This is a genomic window from Cryobacterium arcticum, from assembly GCF_001679725.1.
GTDB classification, from domain to species: Bacteria; Actinomycetota; Actinomycetes; order Actinomycetales; family Microbacteriaceae; genus Cryobacterium; species Cryobacterium arcticum_A.
In genome coordinates this window covers 3313351-3333544 of the sequence record NZ_CP016282.1, presented here as the reverse complement: position 1 = coordinate 3333544, position 20194 = coordinate 3313351, and the positions used below count along the sequence as shown (strand labels likewise).

Annotated in this window: 18 protein-coding genes; 17 read left to right on the top strand and 1 reads right to left on the bottom strand. The window is 68.0% G+C overall.

Going from position 1 to position 20194, the window contains the following annotated elements:
• Nucleotides 1–2: 2 nt before the first annotated feature.
• Complete coding sequence (locus PA27867_RS15140; RefSeq protein ID WP_066597720.1) at nucleotides 3–4475, top strand: FtsK/SpoIIIE domain-containing protein; 4473 nt, start codon at nucleotides 3–5, stop codon at nucleotides 4473–4475.
• Between the two features lie 632 nt (nucleotides 4476–5107).
• On the opposite strand, the gene PA27867_RS15135 is transcribed toward PA27867_RS15140, so the two are convergent.
• Complete coding sequence (locus tag PA27867_RS15135; RefSeq protein WP_066597718.1) at nucleotides 5108–5290, bottom strand: hypothetical protein; 183 nt, start codon at nucleotides 5288–5290, stop codon at nucleotides 5108–5110.
• Nucleotides 5291–5610: 320 nt separating this feature from the next.
• On the opposite strand from PA27867_RS15135, the gene PA27867_RS15130 reads away from it, so the two are divergent.
• The 16 genes from PA27867_RS15130 (at nucleotide 5611) to fusA (ending at nucleotide 20152) form a co-directional block, all read left to right on the top strand.
• Nucleotides 5611–5925, top strand: coding sequence for a hypothetical protein (locus tag PA27867_RS15130; RefSeq protein WP_066597716.1), 315 nt, complete (start codon nucleotides 5611–5613; stop codon nucleotides 5923–5925).
• Nucleotides 5926–6011: 86 nt separating this feature from the next.
• Nucleotides 6012–7346: a putative T7SS-secreted protein gene (locus PA27867_RS15125; RefSeq protein WP_066597714.1), complete on the top strand. Its 1335-nt coding sequence runs from the start codon at nucleotides 6012–6014 to the stop codon at nucleotides 7344–7346.
• Nucleotides 7347–7350: 4 nt separating this feature from the next.
• Nucleotides 7351–7992: a hypothetical protein gene (locus PA27867_RS15120; protein ID WP_066597712.1), complete on the top strand. Its 642-nt coding sequence runs from the start codon at nucleotides 7351–7353 to the stop codon at nucleotides 7990–7992.
• Nucleotides 7989–8579: a hypothetical protein gene (locus PA27867_RS15115; RefSeq protein WP_066597710.1), complete on the top strand. Its 591-nt coding sequence runs from the start codon at nucleotides 7989–7991 to the stop codon at nucleotides 8577–8579. The genes PA27867_RS15120 and PA27867_RS15115 overlap by 4 nt, the downstream gene beginning before the upstream one ends.
• Nucleotides 8576–9442, top strand: coding sequence for a hypothetical protein (locus PA27867_RS15110; protein ID WP_066597708.1), 867 nt, complete (start codon nucleotides 8576–8578; stop codon nucleotides 9440–9442). Before PA27867_RS15115 ends, PA27867_RS15110 begins: the two co-directional genes overlap by 4 nt.
• A 3-nt stretch (nucleotides 9443–9445) precedes the next feature.
• Nucleotides 9446–10360 carry a hypothetical protein gene (locus PA27867_RS15105; RefSeq protein WP_157109252.1) on the top strand — a complete coding sequence of 305 codons (915 nt, stop codon included), beginning with the start codon at nucleotides 9446–9448 and terminating at the stop codon, nucleotides 10358–10360.
• Nucleotides 10361–10495: 135 nt separating this feature from the next.
• Entirely contained in the window at nucleotides 10496–10792 is a 297-nt protein-coding gene (locus PA27867_RS15100; RefSeq protein WP_066597704.1) for a WXG100 family type VII secretion target, read from the top strand.
• A gap of 197 nt (nucleotides 10793–10989) precedes the next feature.
• Complete coding sequence (locus PA27867_RS15095; RefSeq protein ID WP_066597702.1) at nucleotides 10990–11478, top strand: hypothetical protein; 489 nt, start codon at nucleotides 10990–10992, stop codon at nucleotides 11476–11478.
• Nucleotides 11478–12413, top strand: a complete 936-nt coding sequence (locus tag PA27867_RS15090; RefSeq protein ID WP_066597700.1) for a hypothetical protein — start codon at nucleotides 11478–11480, stop codon at nucleotides 12411–12413. The genes PA27867_RS15095 and PA27867_RS15090 overlap by 1 nt, the downstream gene beginning before the upstream one ends.
• Nucleotides 12406–14034, top strand: a complete 1629-nt coding sequence (locus tag PA27867_RS15085; protein ID WP_066597698.1) for a hypothetical protein — start codon at nucleotides 12406–12408, stop codon at nucleotides 14032–14034. Before PA27867_RS15090 ends, PA27867_RS15085 begins: the two co-directional genes overlap by 8 nt.
• Before the next feature lie 3 nt (nucleotides 14035–14037).
• Nucleotides 14038–14595, top strand: a complete 558-nt coding sequence (locus PA27867_RS21225; protein ID WP_066597695.1) for a hypothetical protein — start codon at nucleotides 14038–14040, stop codon at nucleotides 14593–14595.
• Nucleotides 14596–14723: 128 nt separating this feature from the next.
• Nucleotides 14724–15365 (top strand): YitT family protein, encoded by a 642-nt coding sequence (locus tag PA27867_RS21220; RefSeq protein WP_236900727.1) that lies wholly within the window; start codon nucleotides 14724–14726, stop codon nucleotides 15363–15365.
• 761 nt (nucleotides 15366–16126) lie between these two features.
• A complete protein-coding gene (locus PA27867_RS15070; RefSeq protein ID WP_066597689.1) occupies nucleotides 16127–16771 on the top strand; it encodes a hypothetical protein in 645 nt (214 codons plus the stop codon).
• Between the two features lie 301 nt (nucleotides 16772–17072).
• Complete coding sequence (gene rpsL, locus PA27867_RS15065) at nucleotides 17073–17447, top strand: 30S ribosomal protein S12 (protein ID WP_055811472.1); 375 nt, start codon at nucleotides 17073–17075, stop codon at nucleotides 17445–17447.
• Nucleotides 17447–17917: a 30S ribosomal protein S7 gene (gene rpsG, locus PA27867_RS15060; RefSeq protein ID WP_066597688.1), complete on the top strand. Its 471-nt coding sequence runs from the start codon at nucleotides 17447–17449 to the stop codon at nucleotides 17915–17917. The genes rpsL and rpsG overlap by 1 nt, the downstream gene beginning before the upstream one ends.
• A 120-nt stretch (nucleotides 17918–18037) precedes the next feature.
• The gene (gene fusA, locus PA27867_RS15055) at nucleotides 18038–20152 is read left to right on the top strand and encodes an elongation factor G (RefSeq protein WP_066597686.1); all 2115 of its coding nucleotides are present in this window, start codon (nucleotides 18038–18040) and stop codon (nucleotides 20150–20152) included.
• Nucleotides 20153–20194 lie beyond the last annotated feature (42 nt).

Here is a 20194-nt window from a genome sequence, read left to right as displayed (position 1 = left end):
GAATGCGCCTCAAGCTCACCCTGGTTCGCCCCAACGGCGCCGCCAGCGACATCATCGTCACCGCGGATGCCGCCGCCACGATCAGCGAGATCGCCGGCACCATCAGCCGGGTGGATGCGCAGACCGTGCACTCGGCCGACCGGTACCTCACCCTGCGCGCCACGTTGCCCGGGCAGAGCGCACCGCTCACCCTGCCGCCGGACGGCCCGGTGGGGGAGGCCTGGATCGGCTCCGGCGCATCCGTGAGCCTGGCCGACGCCGGCGTGCTCTACCAGGCACCGTCCACGCTCACCCAACCGCCCGTCGCGCAACTGCGGGTGCTCACCGGTCCGGATGCCGGCACCGACTTCCCGCTCGCACCCGGCAGCCTCGTGCTCGGCCGCGACCCCGGCTGCGACATCGTGCTGAACGACAGCATGGTCTCCAAGAAACACGCGCGCCTGGAGATCGGCGAGACCGTGGAGGTCATCGACCTCGGCAGCGCCAACGGTGTGGTCGTCGACGGCGGCATCGTGGGCCGACTGCGCATCGCCAAGACCGAACGCCTGCTGCTCGGCGACTCCGAGGTGGAGATCAGCCTGGTCGCCGGCGCCGCCCCCGAGGCCGCGCCCAAGCCCGGCCCGATCTTCTTCAACCGCTCGCCGAAGGTGGAGAAGCGCTACATCGGCCAGGAGTTCACCGCACCGGAGGTGCCGGTGGAGAAAGAGCCGCAGCCGTTCCCGCTGCTGGCGATGATCACCCCGCTGCTGCTCGGTGGCGCCATGTTCGCGTTCACCAAGAGCCCAATCAGCCTGCTCTTCTGCCTGCTCTCCCCGGTGATGCTGATCGGCAACTTCGCCACCACCAAATCCCGCGACAAGCGCCGGCTGGCCAAGGCCATCGCCACCTTCGAATCCCGCCTCAAGGTGCTCACCGCACGCCTGGCCACGGAACGGGTCACCGAGTTCGACCTGCGGCTCAAGGAATCCCCGTCGACGCAGGAGGCTCACGAGCACGCGATGAACCGCGGCCCGCTGCTCTGGACGCGTCGGCCCGAGCACTGGTCGTTCCTCAACGTGCGGCTGGGCATCGGCACCATGAATTCCCGCAACACCATCAAGGACTCCAGCCGCGGCGACATGCTGCCCGAGTTCCAGGAGAAGCTCACCGAGGTCGTCGAGGCTAACCAGACCCTCGACGGTGTGCCGCTGATCGACAACCTCTACGACTCCGGCGCGCTCGGCATCGCCGGTTCGCCGGTGCAGGCGATGGGCTCGATCAACTCGATCCTCGTGCAGCTCACCGCGCTGCACTCCCCGGCCGAACTCGTCGTGGCGTCGCTGCTCACCCCGCGCTGGTCGCGCGAGCTGGAGTGGCTCAAGTGGATGCCGCACACCTCCTCCCCGCACAGTCCGCTCGAGGGCAGCCACCTCGCCGACAGCGCCGCCAGTGCCAGTGCCGTGCTCTCCGGCATCGAAGGCGTCGTCGAGGCCCGCCTCGCCCAGGCCAAGACCAAGCGTCGCGGCGCCATGGGGCAAACGGATGCGGCGCTCGAACGCGGCGGCGAGGTCGGCAAGGGTTCCGACGAGGGCACCAAGTCGCCCATCCCCGCGATCGTGCTGCTGATCTCCGACGACGTGGCCATCGACCGGGCCCGCCTCGTGCAGCTCGCCGAGATCGCCGCCGACGCCGGCGTGTATCCCATCTGGATCGGCCCGACGGTGGCGGCGCTGCCCGCCGTCTGCCGCACCTACCTGCACCTCGCCGACGAGGCCGGCCTGGCCACCGTCGGCTTCGTGCGCCTGGGCGAGACCATCGACAACGTCATCACCGAACAGCTCGACTCGGCCACCGCCCTCGAATTCGCCAAGCGGATGGCCCCGGTCATCGACGCCGGCGCGCTCGTCGCCGACGCCAGCGACCTGCCCCGCACGGTGTCCCTGGTCACCCTGCTCGGCCACGAGATGGTGGAGACCAGCGCCGCGGTCATCGACCGCTGGCAGCAGAACACCTCCATCCACGACCGCAGCGGCGGCACCCCCAAGCCCCGCCGGGCCGGCAAGCTGCGCGCCATCATCGGCTCCGCCGGTGTCGACGCCATGCACCTGGACCTCCGCACCCAGGGCCCGCACGCACTCGTCGGTGGCACCACCGGCGCCGGCAAGAGCGAGTTCCTGCAGGCCTGGGTGCTCGGCATGGCCGCCGAATACAGCCCCGACCGGGTCACCTTCCTCTTCGTGGACTACAAGGGCGGCTCGGCGTTCGCCGACTGCGTCACCCTGCCGCACTGCGTGGGCCTGGTCACCGACCTCAGCCCGCACCTGGTGCGCCGGGCGCTGACGAGCCTCCGCGCCGAACTGCACCACCGCGAACACCTGCTCAACCGCAAGAAGGCCAAGGACCTGCTCGAGCTGGAGAAGCGCGGCGACCCCGACAGCCCGCCCGCCCTGGTGCTGGTCATCGACGAGTTCGCGGCACTGGCCACCGAGGTGCCCGAGTTCGTCGACGGGGTCGTCGACATCGCGCAGCGCGGCCGGTCGCTGGGCATCCACCTGATCATGGCCACCCAGCGCCCCGCCGGCGTGATCAAGGACAACCTGCGCGCCAACACCCCGCTGCGCATCGCGCTGCGGATGGCCGACGAGTCCGACAGCACCGACGTGATCGGCACCAAGGACTCCGCGCACTTCGACCCGGCCATCCCCGGCCGCGGAGTCGCCAAGACCGGCCCCGGCCGGCTCGCCCAGTTCCAGTCCGCCTACGCCGGCGGGTGGACCAGCCGCGAACCCGAACGCGCCGGCATCGACGTGCACGAGCTGCGCTTCGGCGCCGAGAGCCGCTGGGAGGAGCCCCGCTCCACCGAGAACGTCGACGAAGACCGCGACCTCGGCCCCACCGACCAGCAGCGCCTGGTCACCACGATCGTGGCGGCCAACGCCGGCGCCGGCATCCCCGCGCCCCGCCGCCCGTGGCTCGACGAACTCGCCGCCGCCTACGACCTCAGCCTGCTGCGGCAGCGCACGGATGCCGAACTCCTCCTCGGCGTCTCCGACGTCGCCGAGCAGCAGCAACAGGTTTCCGCGTACTTCCGCCCCGACATCGACGGCCACCTCTCCGTCTTCGGCACCGGTGGCTCGGGCAAGTCGTCGGTGCTGCGCACCCTCGCCTGCGCCGCTGCGATCACCCCGCGCGGCGGACCCGTGCACGTCTACGGGCTCGACTTCGGCGCCGGCAGCCTGCGCATGCTCGAGCAGCTGCAGCACGTGGGCTCCATCATCATGGGCGACGACACCGAGCGGATCGTGCGGTTGTTCCGCACCCTGCAGGGTGAACTCGACCGGCGCAAGGCGCTCTACGCCGGGGCGAACGCGTCGAACATCAGCGAGTACCGGCAGCTGGCCGGGCAGCCGACCGAGCCGCGCATCCTGCTGCTCATCGACGGGTTCCCCAACTTCCGCAACGACTTCGAGATCACCGCGGGCCGCGCCCAGTGGTTCGACGTGTTCAAGGACATCCTCTCCGACGGCCGCCAGCTCGGCCTGCACGTGGCCCTCACCGCCGACCGGGCCGGCGCCGTGCCCGCGTCGATCTCCTCCGCCATCCAACGGAAGGTCGTGTTGCGGCTCGCCGACGACGGGTACGGCATGCTCGACGTGCCCAGCGACATTCTCAGCGTGAAGTCGCCGGCCGGCCGCGCCATCGTGGACGGCTTCGAAACCCAGATCGCCATCCTCGGCGGCCTCTCCGCCCAGTCGGCGCAGTCGGACGCCACCCGGCGGCTGGCCGAGGCCATGCGCCGTGCGGGCGTGGCCGAAGCGCCCATCATCGGCTCGCTGCCCAAGGAGTACCCGCAGGAGCAGCTGCCGGCGCGCGTGGGGGAGCGGGTCGTGCTCGGTCTCGGCGACGTCGACCTCGGCCCGGCCGGCTTCGAACCCAGCGGCACCCTGCTGCTGGCCGGCCCGCCCGCCAGCGGCCGCAGCACCGCGATCGAGTCGATCGCTCGCTCGTTCAAACGGTTCGAACCGGATGCGCGACTGTACTACTTCGGCAACGCCCGCTCGCCGATCTCCCGGCTGGGCCTGTGGACCGAGGCCGCGACCACCGTCGATGCCGTCGCGGCGCTGGCGAAGGACCTCGCCGCCGCCGTGGCCGACCCTGACACCGAGGGCCGCATCGCCGTGTTCGTCGAGAGCCTGGGCGACTTCCTGCAGTCCAGCGCCGATGGTCCGATCCTCGAGCTCACCCGGGCGGTCAAGCGCAGTGACCACTTCCTGCTCGGCGAGGCCGAGACCAGCGCATGGAGCTCCTCCTGGCCGCTGTTCGGCGAGATCAAGAACTCCCGCCGGGGCCTGCTGCTGCAGCCCGAATCGGTGGAGGGCGACATCCTGCTCAAGACCGCGCTGCCCCGACTCAACCGTTCCGAGTTCCCACCCGGCCGTGGGGTGCTCATCGCCAAGGGCAACTTCGTGCGGGTGCAGCTCCCCCTCCTGGCGTGATGCGGCCTGTTCGCGACCCCGTCGTCGGTCGAGCTTGTCGAGACCTCGTGGGCCGATCTCTCGTCGCTGCGCGGGATCTCGACAGGCTCGATCAGCGTGTGGGTCGCGACCACCTCATGGGTCGCGACCACCTCGTCGGTCGAGCTTGTCGAGACCTCGTGGGCCGATCTCTCGTCGCTGGGCGGGATGTAGACAGGCTCGATCAGCGTGTGGGTCGCGACCACCTCATGGGTCGCGAGCACCTCGTCGGTCGAGCTTGTCGAGACCTCGTGGGCCGATCTCTCGTCGCTGGGCGGGATCTCGACAGGCTCGATCAGCGTGTGGGTCGCGACTATCTCGCGGGTCGCGACCACCTCGTCGGTCGAGCTTGTCGAGACCTCGTGAGCCGATCTCTCGTCGCTGCGCGGGATCTCGACAGGCTCGATCAGCGTGTGGGTCGCGACTATCTCGCGGGTCGCGAGCACCTCGTCGGTCGAGCTTGTCGAGACCTCGTGGGCCGATCTCTCGTCGCTGCGCGGGATCTCGACAGGCTCGATCAGCGTGTGGGTCGCGACCACCTCATGGGTCGCGAGCACCTCGTCGGTCGAGCTTGTCGAGACCTCGTGAGTCGGCCTCGCGTCGCTGGGCGGGATCTAGACAGGCTCGATCAGCGTGTGGGTCGCGACCACCTCATGGGTCGCGACCACCTCATGGGTCGCGACCACCTCGTCGGTCGAGCTTGTCGAGACCTCGTGGGCCGATCTCTCGTCGCTGCGCGGGATCTCGACAGGCTCGATCAGCGTGTGGGTCGCGACCACCTCATGGGTCGCGACCACCTCGTCGGTCGAGCTTGTCGAGACCTCGTGAGTCGGCCTCGCGTCGCTGGGCGGGATCTAGACAGGCTCGATCAGCGTGTGGGTCGCGACCACCTCATGGGTCGCGACCACCTCGTCGGTCGAGCTTGTCGAGACCTCGTGGGCCGATCTCTCGTCGCTGGGCGGGTTTCGACAAGCTCCACCACCGCGACGCGACGGATGGGGACCGCTGCCCATCGAACCCGTTCGGGGGTCTTCGGTAGTGTTCAGGACAGGCAGCCGACCAGCGCGCATCCGTCGCGAGTGGCCCGGCCCGGCCGGAGAACAAGGGGGAACCGATCGTGAGTGATCTCATCATCAACCTGCAGCTGTTGCATCAGCTGCGCGACGACCTGGACGCCGTCGTGGCCGAATTCACCAACGCCGACGACTTCAGCGACGACGTGGCCACCGCCACCGGCCACGACGGCCTCGGCGGCCACGTCACGGACTTCGCCCACAAGTGGAACGACAAGCGCAAGGCCATGACCGAAGCCGTGGAGGGCCTGCAGAAGAAGATCAGCGGCATCACCGACGGCTTCACCCAGGTCGACGACGGCCTCGCCAAGGCCCTCACCGACGCCGCCCCGGCGGGGCAGCCCGGAGTCCCGGTCTAACCTGCCCGGTCTGACCCCACGGTCTGCCACTTCACCCGGCCCATCCGGCCGCCCCTGATCGTTTGTAGCCTGCAGAAGGAAACCCCATGACTGACAGCGAATTCCGCCCCCTGGAGGGCGACCCCGACCTGGTACGCAGCAAGGCGCAGCACTACTCCGAGATCGCCAACGCGATCGCCCGCTCGGTCAACACGCTCAACTCGATCAAGTCTGTCGAGGGCATGACCTCCAAGGCCATCGACGCGATCCGCGACGAGGCCGGCAAGGTGGCCGACGACATCGGCAAGGCCAAGGACCGCTACGCCGGCACCGCCTCCGCCCTGATCACCTACTCGGGCCAGCTGCGCATCGCGCAGGACGCCGCCACCACCGCCATCGCCCACATCGGTGACAAGGAATCCGCGGCCAGCACCGCCAGCCGTGCGGCGACCACCGCAACGACCAAGGCCGACAGTGCCACGCCCGAGACCGCCACGACCGAGCAGGCCGCGGCCGCCAAGGCCACGGATGCTGCGGAAGCAGCCGGCACCGCCCTCGCCGCCGCCCAGCAGGAGTGGCACGACGCCCTGACCGTGAAGAACCAGGCCGCCGAGACCGCCATCACAGCGATCATCGAGGTCGTCGACGGCAAGAAGAGCCAGGACCTCAACGACACCTGGTGGGACGACTGGGGCTCCAAGGCCCTCGACATCCTCAAGGTCATCTGCGACTGGGCCGGCGTGCTCGCCATCTTCCTGGCCTGGGTGCCCATCCTCGGGCAGGTGCTGCTGGTGCTCGCCGCGGTCGGCGCGGTACTCACCCTCATCGAGGCCACCGTCAAGGCCATCAACGGCGACGGCAGCTGGTGGGATGTCGCCGGTGCGGCCGCGGGGGCCGTGCTGTCGGTCTTCGGCGGCAAGATCTTCTCCATCGGCGCGAAGTACCTGCGCGCCTCGATGATCACCAAGGCCGCGTCGCGCCTGGACGGTGCCCCGGCGCTGACCCGCCAGCTCAGCGGCGTGGGCCGGCACAGCTCGGCCTACATGAGCATCGACGACGCCGCGGCCGCGGTGGCCAAGCCGTTCAAGGACTCGCTCGGCGAGGCGTTCAAGAAGTCGTTCAAGCCCGAGTTCACCCAGGGTGCCGGCCCAGCGCAGTTGCTGCGGGAGGCGGCCGAGAAGGCGCTGCCCACGCTCGACAATCTGGCGCCCACCAACCTGCTCAAGCTCAACACCGACCTGCTGGACTTCTACCGCATGGCGGCGAAGGCGCCGCAGCTGCTCGACGCGCCCATCGTCATCCAGGGCGTCATGCTGTCGGCCTACCAGCTGAACACCATGCACAAAGCCGTCGACAACCTGTTGGAGAACCCGCTCGACCCGTTCCTGGGCGATTACGCGGATGTCGTGAACCAGACCGAGAAGACCTTCGGGAGAGAGTAGACCGATGACCTCACGCACTCCCACCCCGAATCGCGACATCGTCGACCTCAGCGTGGACGCCGACCAGAGCTGGTACCCAGTGCCGCTCGGCGGCGCTGAGACCGCGCTGTGGGGCGAAACCCTCGCCGCCGACCTCACGCCGGCCGGCACCAGCCGCAACACCCTGGGCGGACAGCTCGAGGCCCTGCAGCAGCGTCTCGCCGGCATCGGCAACCCTCGGGTGAGCTGCGCCGTGTGGATTCCGTACCCCGAGTCGGGCCGGGCCTCCTGCGCGCTCGGCTTCGAACTCAGCGACCTCGGTGCCGGCCTCAGCGCCGACGCCGCGGCTGCCGCGTACCTGGCCGACCTGCAGGCCGACGAGGGCCGCCGCTACCCGGGCACCGAATACCTCAGCGTCACCACCTGGTCGGGCGAGGTGCCCGCCGGCCCGTTCGTAGCCGCGCACAACCTGGTTTCCCGGCGCGACCTCGGCGACGACGCCGCCACCATCGAGGAGCGCACGGTCTTCGCCGTGTTCCCGCCCGGCGCCGCCCAGCTCGTGCAGCTGGTGTTCTCCGCCGAGAGCGTGGGCGCTTTCGTCAACATGCCGCGGCAGACCGAAGAGGTCGTCGCCGCCCTCCGCATCGAACTCGAGGAGACCGCGTGACCCGCGAGGTAGTCAGCCCGGACCGCACCTATTCGATCATCCTGCCCGGCACCTGGGCGGTCATCCCGTTGCAGGACGAGACCGCGATGACCAAGCGCATCGTGGCCATGGTGAAGAAGCAGGTCGGCGGCGGCGACCGTGCCGCGCGCATCCGTCGGCAGACTCGCGACGAGTTCGTCAAGACCGCGCAACAGGCCCGGGATGCCGGCGCCACGTCGTTCGCGCTCTCACTGGAGCTCATGCCCGGCATCCCGTTTCCGGCGGCGCTGCTGTCGACGGTAGAGGCTTGGCCGTTGTTCGCCTCGGCCGAACTGAGTGTGACCGACCGGTTGCGCGCCGCGCTGCCCGGCGCCGTGCTGCTCGAACAGCAGAGCGGACCGGTGGCCCGCGAGGCCGAAACCGCCCAGCAGCGGGTGGGCGGCGAGAGCGTGCCGTCGCTGCGCGTGGTGTACTGGGTTCCCCGCCCGCACCAGGACGACCTGCTGCGTGTGACAATTTCCGCACCCATGGTGGAGAGCCCCGAGCTCTTCACCGAACTGTTCGACGCGATCGTTGACTCGATCACCTGGAAGGCCGACGCGCTATGAGCCACAGCACCACCTCGCCCGACACCACGACCGGCCGCAACACCCGCGGACTGATCCTGCTCTCGATCGGGGTGGTGCTCACCATCGCGGCGATCGTGCTGCTGGTGGTGACCGTGGTCGGCATCTCGTCGCTGCAGTCCGACGCGCTGGCCCGCATCAATGAGGAGAACCTCTCCTACCGGGCCGAGTTCGGCTTCGTCGAGCGCGAGCTCTCCACGCTGTCGGCCATGGTCGCCTTCCCGGCGGGGCTGCTCGTCGCCGCGGCCTGCTTCCTCATTCCCGGCTACCTGCGCCGCCGCGGCGTGATCGCCCAGCGCGACACCACCTTCTGGGCCGGCGGCTCCAACCGGGCCACCTTCAAGCCGCTGCCGCTCGGCCTGCACGCCGCGTGGCTGCTGGTTCCGTTGGCCGCCTGGGTGCTGCTGGTGTTCATCCCGGTACAGAACCTGCTCGGCGGAACGGCCTGGCCGGCGGGCCTGCAAGACGAGAACTCCACCGCTGTGTGGATGCTGCTGGCCTCCTACGGCGGACTCGCCGCCGGCCTCTTCGCGGTGATCCTCGTGTCGCTGCTCAAGAAGATCGTCTACACCGGCCACATCAGCCGGCACCCCGACGCCGTCGACGGCAGCGCGGGCAAGCGCACCTGGCGTTGGGTCACCTTCCGCTGGCGCTTCGACCTGTGGCTGGCGGGCCTGGGCGGGGCGTTCATCGGCCTCTGCTGGATCGCGCTCGGCTTTGAGGACACCCCGTTCTTCGTCACCACCCTGATCATCGGGCTGGCGCTGCTGGCCGCGGGCGTTCTGCTCGCGGTCAACTATTGGCGCGCCGGCGAGCCCCTCGGCAAGGCCGAGTCCTACTCCTAGCCCATGCGCCAGGATTCTCGGACGCGTTCGGCGAGCTCCGCGCGGCGCCGCAAGGCCGAGATCGCCAACCGTTCCCGAACGGTGACCTCCCAGACACCACCAAGCCAGCCGACCCCGTTCCGCGCGTCCACGCTGTACTGGGTAGGTGGAGGTCTGTGCCTCGCGGCCGTGATTCTTCTGATTGTGCTGGTGCTGCGCACCGCGGGCGGTGACGACCTGCGCGAGTTCTCCGGCGGGGAAAAATGGGGTGACAACCTCATCACCGCGCCGTTGCTCATCCTGATGCTCGCCGCCGCGCCGCTGTTCCTGGCCGAATATCATCGTCGCGGCCTGTGGGTTACCCGCGAACGGGGCTTCTTTCAGGGCGGCTCGAACGTGGTCGTGTTGCGGCCCGCCCGGCTGTGGTCGCGCGCGCTCTGGCTGCTGGTGAGCATCCTGGCCTGGGTCGTATTGATCGCGATCCCGGTTCACCTCGACATCACCACCGACGCCTTCGCCGACGCCGACTCCAGCCTCTGGACGCTGCTGGTGGCCCACGGCATCCTCGCGTCAGGGATGAGCGTGGTGCTGGTTTTCTCCTTCCTCAAGCGCATGACCTATGACCCACTCGCGGCCAGGTTCGGCTTCGGCATCGCTTACGGGTCGGCCAGTCAGCTGTTCTGGAGATTTGTGTCCTATCAGTTCAGATTCGAACTGTGGTTCGCTTTCGGGTGCGGGGCGGCCCTGGGCACGATCCCGCTGCTCTACCAGTCGGCCGCCGACGACTGCTACGTAGCCGGCTGCGTCTTGGCAGTCGATACTGGCTGGCTGGCATGGATCGTCTGGATCGCCGCCGGATGCGCAGCCCTGGCGCTGATCGGCTGCCTGAACGCCTGGCGCAGCGGCAAGTCGCTCTACAGCGGCGAATCCGTCTCCTAAGCAGCCCGCGCGCACCCAGGGGGACCGCATGGGGAGTGCTGCCCATTCCGTCCCCCAACAAGGGTTCGTTAGGTTATACATAGTCGGTCGGCCTGAGGGGGTTGGCCCCGAACGAATAAACAAGGAGCTCTTCTCATGGCGAATATGAACGTTACTTACAGCGAAATGCGCGACGCGTCCAAGAACCTGATCTCAGGCAAGGACGACCTCACCGCCAAGCTTTCCCAGCTGCAGAGCCTGGTCAACAACCTCGTCGCCGGCGGCTTCGTCACCGATGCCGCCTCGGGAGCTTTCCACACCTCCTACGAGCAGTTCACCAAGGGCACCACCGAGGCCGTCAACGGCCTCACCGGCATGTCGGAGTTCCTCATCCGCGCCGCGGACGCCATGGAGAACGTCGACAGCGAGCTCGCTCGCGGCATCAGCGGCTAATTCCGCCCGTGTGACCCAAGGCGTGACCGGTTTCCGGTCACGCCTTTGGTCAATCCGCACCCGCATCACCCGCACCACCCGCACCACCCGCACCACCCGCATCACCCGCATCACCCGCACCACCCGCACCACCCGCACCACCCGCACAGCACCACCACTCAGCACCATCAGCAGAACCCACACTGCAGGGAGACCGGATGTACGGCGACATGGCAGCGCTCGGCCGGCGATCCGCCGAGCTGCGCACCCTCGCCGCCGACACCCGCACCCGCGCCGGCGTCCTCCGTGCGGCCGTGGGCAGCACCTGGGTCTCGGCTGCCGCCGCCACCTACATCGAGCAGCTCGGCCAACGCGCCGGCAACCTCGACATCTCCGCCGCATCCCTTGAGGAAGCGGCCGAAGCGATCGACGCGCACATCCGCTCGGTCGAAGCCGTGAAGCAGGCCATCGCCGAAGCCGAGCAGTGGATCTCCGACCGCTGGAATGGCGCCGCCCGGCTGGTGGGCAACACGGTCGAGGTGATCACCGAGGGCGCCGAGAACGTCTTCGAGTTCTTCGGCACCGAGGTGCCCCGCGCCCTCGTGAGCGAGGCCGACGAGCTCGTGCGCACAGTGCGCTCCCTGCCGGCGCCGGGCTCGCCCGACTGGCTCGAGCTCGCCGACACCTTCCATCGACGGGGCTGGTAATGACCGTCACCCGCGCCACACCCCGCACCCCCACCAGCCCCGCCCGGTTCGGTCTCACCGTCGACCAGCTGCAGCTGCTGCAGACCCGCTGTCCGGGCCTCACCATCCCGCCGGAGTTCCACTCCGAGTGGAACGCCGACGTTCCCGCCGACGAACAAGCAGAGCGGATGCACGCCGCCGAGCTCGGCCTCATCGACCAGGGCCTGCTCCGCCCGGCGCCCGCGGGCGCCGACTTCGCCGCCCGAGTGCACCCGGCCGTGCTCGGCTTCCTCGGCCTGTTCACCGAGCCCGCCCTGCTGCTGGCGGTGCACTCCTGGGGCGGCAGACGCACCATCGTGCAGACCATCGCCGTGCGCGCCGGCTTCGCCGCGTCGCTCGTGCGCGGCCAACGCCTCGACGAGCACGGCACCCACCCCGTCAACGAAGACGCGGTCGAGCTGTCCGCCTTCCCCGTCACGGCCCTCATCCGTGAGGCCCTGCGTTCCCTCGTGCGGCTCGAACCCCGGGGGAGCGCACCCCGTGCCGCTGCTCCGGCCGCTGCCGTCGTGCTCCCGCTTGTCCTCGCGCAGGGCCTGATCGGCGCCCTCCGCACCGGCAACTCCGAGATCATCCATGCCGCTGCCGTCGAGGTGGGGCTGCCGAACGCCGGGCAGGTGGTCGGGCGGGCCGCATTCGGCATCGACGCCGGCTACAGCGTGGTCGCCAGGTCGCTCACCGGTGACACCCTCGCCGTGCACTGGTTCCGCAGCGCCGACGGCTGGTTCCAGCTCAGCGCCGACACCCCGCTGCTCAGCACCCCGAACCAGACAGGCACCCCGAGCACCCGAGACGTCGTCGACTCCAGCCGGGTGCGCCTCCAAACCACGACCCCGGCCGCCATCACGGCCCAGGTCACCACCGCTGTCGGCACGCTGCTCGGGGTGCTCCGTGGCTGACTCCACGATCACCGTCTCCGGGGGAGCGGGCGGCATCGGCGCGCAGCTCGACGACATGCGCACGGAATCGGCGCAGCTCAGCGCCATGGCCCAGCAGCTCGTCGACCAGTCCCTGGCCGCGGCGGGCATCGCCCTCGACGCCGACCTGCTCGCCTCCGCCATCCTCTCGCCGATCACCGCCGCGGCCGCCGAACAGCAAATCGTGTTCGCTACCGGCCAGATGCTCGTGTTCGCCACCGAGGCGGGTGTCACGGCCGTGTTCCTGGCCGGCGCCGTGGACGCCTACGAAGCCGTCGACGCGAGCCTGGCGATCCTCGCCGATGTGGCCGTGAACTCCGGCACTTTGGTCGTGGGAGTTATGGCGGTGCCCCTCGCCGTGGGTGCCGGCCTGCTCGTGGCCGCCGATGTGGCCGGCGTCTACGTGGGCGGGTACCTGGCCGAGGGCGTCTCCGCGCTCGGCGAGGGCGTCGACCGCACCCTGGCCAACCCCGCGCTGCTGCTCAACCCGGGCCTCGCGCTGGGCTCGCTGGTGGCCAATACGGCCGACGCCTACGACGTCGACACTGCCCAGGACGCGGTAAATGCGGAGCTGGCGAGCCAGCTCGCCCAGCTCAACGAACTCGCCGGGGAGAACGCCTGGGTGGTCGACCTCATCGCGCAGGGCGCCCCCGGGCTCCTCGCCGGCCTCACCCTGCCGCTCACCGTCATCCTCGGCCTGGCCGGCACCAACGTGCTGCTCACCCAGCTCACCGGGGTGCCGTGGCCGCCCACCAGCTATGAGCAGGCCCTGCAGGCCATCATCGGCGCCGGCAACCGAGGCGGGTACTTCGACGACGGGCCGCTGCTCACCGACGCCGACCTGTTCGAACCCCCGGCGATCGTCGGTCAGGAGGTCGTGGCGCCCACCAGCGTCAGCACCCTGTTCGAGGGATCGGCGCAGATCGACACCTTCGACGCCGTCGGCGATGACAAAGACAGCTTCGCGCGCATCCGCATCACGGAGGTGCCCGGCACCCCGCCCAGCTTCATCGTGCAGATCCCGAGTACCCAGGTCTGGGATCCGGCCGCGGGCAGCACTCCCAACGACGTCACCAGCGACACCCACGCCATGCTCGCCCAGCAGACGGCGCTCTCCAGCGCCGTGGATGCGGCCATGCAGCAGGCCGGCATCACCCCGGAGAACCCCGTCATGCTCCAAGGCTTCAGCCTGGGCGGCATCACCGCCGGACAGATGGCGGCGGATCCCACCCTGAACTACAACATCACCAACATCGTCACCGGCGGATCACCGATCGCCAATTTCGACATCCCCGCCGACGTGCAGGTGCTCGCCCTCGAATTCGACGAAGACCCGGTGGCCAAGCTCGACGGCAACAACAATCCCGATTCCGCCAACTGGTCGACCGTGCACGCCGCGGCGCCGTCACTGCCGACCGACAAGGGTGTGCCCGTGGGCATCGGCGGCGAGCAGGGCGCCCACAACGCCGACCGCTACGCGTTGACCGGCGCCGAAGTCGACGCCTCCACCGACCCCAGCATCACCGCTTGGACCGACTCCGCCGGCAATTTCTTCGGCACCGGCCAGCCCACCACGACCACCGACTACGGAGCGAAGCGCTAACCCATGCCCCCGTCCTCTCCCGCCTTCCCGCGCCCTCGCCGCCGCGCCCTGGTCGCCGTGCTGCTCGCCGGGTCCGTTCTGCTCAGCGGATGCGCCGGCCTGCGCCCACCTGCGGGCCCGGCCGCCGAGACTCCGGGGTCCGACGCGTCGGCGTCGGGCACCCCGGCCGACGCCGAGCGCAAGAGTTCCGCGGCCGTGGCCGAGCTCAAGCAGGTTCCCGGGGTGCTCGACGCCGTCGTCACCAGTGGACCCAACGGGCTGCCCTCGCAGATCGAACTCACCGCGGGCCTCAACCTCGAGGCCGGCTACGCGGGGGACCTGGCCGTGCTGCTGGACTACACCCTCGCCCAGGCCTGGTCGGTCACCGCGGAGGAGCCCACCACCGTGGTGTCGGTCGGGTTCCTCGGCGGCGACACCGCCATCGACCTGGCCCCGGTCGCCGCCGAGCTCGGCTGGACCGGTCAGGCCGGCCCCGGGCTCGACCTTTCGGTGGACGACCTCGCCGAGCGCTACGGTCCCTGGCCCGGCCCGGTACCCGACAAGCCCGCCGCCCTGGGCTGATCCGCTCCCGTCGGCACGCGTGCTGGCCGACTTGGGCCTTAGTCCCCGGCCGGACGGCGTCGGCCCGACTCGGTAGCTCGATACCATGGCGTAATGACCAGTGCCGAGTTCCTGCCGAAGCCGCGCGCGTGACGCGCACCGTACCCGCAACCATCGTCGACCCGTCCGAGGGTCCGCAGCGGGTGCCGCACAGCCGCTTCGAGAACGTGGTGGCCCTCTTCATCGGAACCTTCGCCGTCTCCTTCGGCCTCTACCTCCTCAAGGAGGTCGGCGTCGCCACCGGTGGCACCGCGGGCATCGCCCTGCTCGCCAGCTACGCCACCGGCTGGTCGTTCGGCGTGTGGTTCGTGCTGGTCAACCTGCCGTTCTTCGCCCTGGCGATCTGGCGCATGGGCTGGCGCTTCACCGTGAAGACCCTCATCGCCGTGGTGCTCGTCTCGCTCTTCTCCGAGGTGCATCCGCTCATGCTCGAGATCGGGGACATGAACCCGATCTACGCCACGCTGCTCGGCAGTTTGCTCGCGGGCATCGGCCTCATCGTGCTGTTCCGGCACCAGGCCAGCCTGGGCGGGGTGAACATCCTCGCTCTGTACTTGCAGAAGAGCCGCGGATGGCGTGCCGGTTACGTGCAGCTCGTCGTGGACGTGCTCATCGTGCTCGCGGCCTTCGCCACCCTGCCGGTGCCCATGGTGCTGCTCTCGGTGGTGGGCGCGGTCATCCTCAACATGATCATCGCCATGAACCACCGCCCCGACCGCTACTTCGGCTAACCGCGCGAGCCCCCTTCCGCCGGTTGAGCATGTCGAAACCAGGTGACCCCTCCGCTGGTTGAGCTTGTCGAAACCAGGTGACCCACACGCTGGTTGAGCTTGTCGAAACCAGGTGACGTGCGTCGAGAGGCCGGCTCGCGGGGTCTCGACAAGCTCGACCGACGAGGTGGCCGCGACCACACGCTGGTTGAGCTTGTCGAAACCAGGTGACGTGCGTCGCGAGGCCGGCCCACGGGGTCTCGACAAGCTCGACCGACGAGGTGGCCGCGACCACACGCTGGTTGAGCTTGTCGAAACCAGGTGACCCCCACGCTGGTTGAGCTTGTCGAAACCAGGTGACGTGCGTCGCGAGGCCGGCTCGCGGGGTCTCGACAGGCTCGACCGACGAGGTGGCCGCGACCACACGCTGGTTGAGCTTGTCGAAACCAGGTGACCCCCACGCTGGTTGAGCTTGTCGAAACCAGGTGACGTGCGTCGCGAGGCCGGCTCGCGGGGTCTCGACAGGCTCGACCGACGAGGTGGCCGCGACCACACGCTGGTTGAGCTTGTCGAAACCTGGCGACGTGCGTCGAGAGATCGGCTCGCGGGGTCTCGACAGGCTCGACCGACGCGTGGGGCTCGACCACACGCTGGTTGAGCTTGTCGAAACCAGGTGACGTGCGTCGCGAGGCCGGCTCGCGGGGTCTCGACAAGCTCGACCGACGAGGTGGCTTGCCGAATCCTGGTGACTCCGGCGCCCGCACCGACTAAACTCGACAGCCATGGATGCATCCATCGAGTCGCGGGTCGGCCGCGAGGTCGAGGCCTGGTTGCGTTGGGTTCCCAAGTGGCAGCCCGGAACGCACCGGGCACGCTCCAGACTCTGCCAGCACTGCTTCGGCTCCCCGGTGCTGCGCGCTGCCGGCCTCGACACGGATGTGCCGCACGCGGTGCAGCATCCGCTCTCGATGCGCATCAAGACGCTCATCGAAGACGAAGTCGACACTTACACCTCCCTGAACCTGCCGATGCTCAACCGCGAACTCGGGTTGATCGAACTGCGCCGGGAAGCACAGGCGGCGTATCACCCGCTGGAGGGGCTCGGCCCGGAGTTCGACGGCGTCGACATCGACCCGCCCGCCGACCCGAACGAGCCGTACCTGTTCATGTTCGAGGACTTCGTGCCGCCGCCCAGCGCGGACGACCCGGAGCTCGTTCCGCCGCCCCTGAGCGCGGAGGAGAAGGCGGCGCTGCGGGTGGAGATGCGGCTCGCCGACGACCACGCCCTGCTCGTGGGCAAGCAGGTCTGTGCGGCCCTGGTGGCGCACCGGCCCGAACTGCAGCAGGCCATCGCCCGGTTCGTTGAGCCGCAGGTGCAGGCGCTGCTGGCCGACCTGGGCAGCACGCTCGATCCGCACAGCACCTGAAGTCGGACGCGCTTGACCCGCAACCCCGGCGGGGTTAGCATTGACGGGTGTGCGCTTTGTCGTGCGCTTCAGTTATGCCGCTTCGTTGTTCCAACATCGGGTTGCACTTCAGTCGCCCCGACACTCCACGCAAACAGGGTTTGCTCTCCGAGCGGCCCCCACGGCATACCCACCAGAACGATCGAACGCGAGTTCGTGATGTCCGGAGGGTCCAGATGAACTCGATGAGCACTGTGAAGTGCGATTCGAATGCTTTGACATCAGTCAGCTGTCACCGTGCAGCAAAAACAAGGAGTTATTAGTGCCCACCATTCAGCAGTTGGTGCGAAAGGGACGCAGCCCCAAGGTCACCAAGACCAAGGCTCCCGCCCTGAAGTCCAACCCCCAGCAGCGCGGCGTTTGCACGCGCGTGTACACGACCACCCCGAAGAAGCCGAACTCGGCTCTCCGCAAGGTTGCTCGCGTCAAGCTGTCCAACGGTACCGAGGTCACCGCCTACATCCCCGGTGAAGGCCACAACCTGCAGGAGCACTCGATGGTGCTCGTTCGCGGCGGTCGTGTTAAGGACCTCCCCGGTGTTCGTTACAAGATCGTTCGTGGCGCCCTGGACACCCAGGCAGTCAAGAACCGCAAGCAGGCTCGTAGCCGCTACGGCGCCAAGATGGAGAAGAAGTAATGCCTCGTAAAGGCCCAGCGCCCAAGCGTCCCGTTATCGCTGACCCGGTATACGGCGCCCCCATTGTTAGCCAGCTGGTCAACAAGATCCTCCTCGACGGCAAGAAGGGCCTCGCCGAGCGCATCGTTTACGATGCACTCGAAGGCGTTGTTGCCAAGAACGGTGCGGATGCTGTTGTCACGCTGAAGAAGGCACTCGACAACGTGCGCCCGACCCTCGAGGTGCGTTCGCGCCGCGTCGGTGGTTCCACCTACCAGGTGCCCGTCGAAGTCAAGCCGCACCGCGCGAACACCCTCGCGCTGCGTTGGTTGACCAGCTACGCCAAGGCGCGTCGCGAGAAGACCATGACCGAGCGTCTCACCAACGAGATCCTCGACGCATCCAACGGCCTCGGCGCCGCAGTGAAGCGTCGTGAGGACACTCACAAGATGGCTGAAGCGAACAAGGCTTTCGCTCACTACCGCTGGTAGTCGCTACTCGCTGGTCGAGCTTGGCGAGACCTCGTCTCATCAAGCTCGGCCGGCGGTGCAGGCTCGTCCTGCAGCAAGCCTGTTCAACCTCATCTTTCACAACACTTCCGGAGGACACCCGTGGCACTTGACGTGCTCACCGACCTGAGCAAGGTCCGCAACATCGGCATCATGGCCCACATTGATGCTGGCAAGACCACCACGACCGAGCGCATCCTGTTCTACACGGGTGTGAACCACAAGATCGGTGAGACGCACGATGGCGCCTCCACGATGGACTGGATGGCACAGGAGCAGGAACGTGGCATCACGATCACGTCCGCTGCAACGACGTGCTTCTGGTCCGGCAACCAGATCAACATCATCGACACCCCCGGCCACGTGGACTTCACCGTCGAGGTGGAGCGTTCGCTCCGCGTTCTCGACGGCGCTGTCGCAGTGTTCGACGGCAAGGAGGGCGTTGAGCCCCAGTCCGAGACCGTCTGGCGCCAGGCCGACAAGTACGACGTGCCCCGCATCTGCTTTGTCAACAAGATGGACAAGCTCGGCGCCGACTTCTACTACACCGTCGACACCATCATCAAGCGCCTCGGCGCGAAGCCGCTGGTCATCCAGCTGCCGATCGGTGAAGAGTCCAACTTCGAGGGCGTTGTCGACCTCGTCGAGATGCGTGCACTGACCTGGCGCGGCGACTCCAAGGGTGACGTCGAGATGGGCGCCAAGTACGCCATCGAAGAGATCCCCGCCGACCTCGTTGAGAAGGCTGCTGAGTACCGCAAGCTGCTCCTCGAGACCGTTGCCGAGACCGACGACGAGCTCATGGAGAAGTACTTCTCCGGCGAAGAGCTCACCGTTTCCGAGATCAAGCACGCGATCCGTAAGCTCACGGTCGCCAGCGAGATCTACCCGGTCCTCTGCGGTTCCGCGTTCAAGAACCGTGGTGTGCAGCCGATGCTGGATGCCGTTGTCGACTACCTGCCGACGCCGCTCGACGTTCCCGCCATTGAGGCGCACGACGCTCGCGACGAAGAAAAGGTTGTCATGCTGCACCCGAACGCTGACGAGCCCTTCGCGGCTCTGGCGTTCAAGGTTGCTGTGCACCCGTTCTTCGGTCGTCTCACCTACATCCGGGTTTACTCCGGTCGTATCGACTCCGGTGCTCAGATTATCAACTCCACCAAGGGCAAGAAGGAGCGCATCGGGAAGATCTTCCAGATGCACGCCAACAAGGAGAACCCGGTCGGTTTCGTTACCGCTGGTCACATCTACGCGGTCATCGGCCTCAAGGACACGACCACCGGCGACACCCTGTGCGACCCTGCCCAGCAGGTCGTACTCGAGTCGATGACGTTCCCTGACCCGGTTATCGAGGTTGCCATCGAGCCGAAGACCAAGCAGGACCAGGAAAAGCTGGGTCTCGCGATCCAGAAGCTGGCCGAAGAAGACCCCACTTTCCGTACCGAGCAGAACCAGGAAACTGGTCAGACGGTCATCAAGGGAATGGGCGAGCTTCACCTGGACATCCTCGTCGACCGCATGAAGCGTGAATTCAACGTTGAGGCGAACGTCGGCAAGCCCCAGGTTGCTTACCGCGAGACGATCAAGAAGGCCGTCGAGCGTCACGACTACACGCACAAGAAGCAGACCGGTGGATCCGGCCAGTTCGCGAAGATTCAGTTCGCGATCGAGCCGCTTGAAATCACTGCCGACCAGTCGTACGAGTTCGTGAACAAGGTCACCGGTGGACGTATCCCGCGTGAGTACATCCCTTCGGTTGACGCCGGAATCCAGGATGCCCTCAACGTGGGTGTGCTCGCCGGCTACCCGATGGTCGGCGTGCGCGCGCTGCTGCTTGATGGCGCCGCTCACGATGTCGACTCTTCGGAGATGGCGTTCAAGATTGCCGGTTCGATGGGCTTCAAGGAAGCCGTTCGTAAGGCAAACCCCGTTCTTCTCGAGCCGTTGATGGCCGTCGAGGTGCGCACCCCTGAGGAATACATGGGTGACGTCATCGGTGACCTCAACTCTCGTCGTGGCCAGATCCAGACCATGGAGGACGCACAGGGCGTGAAGGTTATTCGCGCTCACGTTCCGCTGTCGGAGATGTTCGGTTACATCGGCGACCTGAGGTCCAAGACCTCTGGCCGCGCGGTGTACTCGATGACTTTCGAGAGCTACCAGGAGGTCCCGAAGGCTGTTGCCGACGAGATCATCCAGAAGAACAAGGGCGAATAACCCACCGGCCTTCGGGCCGAATCGCTTAGGCCTCCTGGCCCG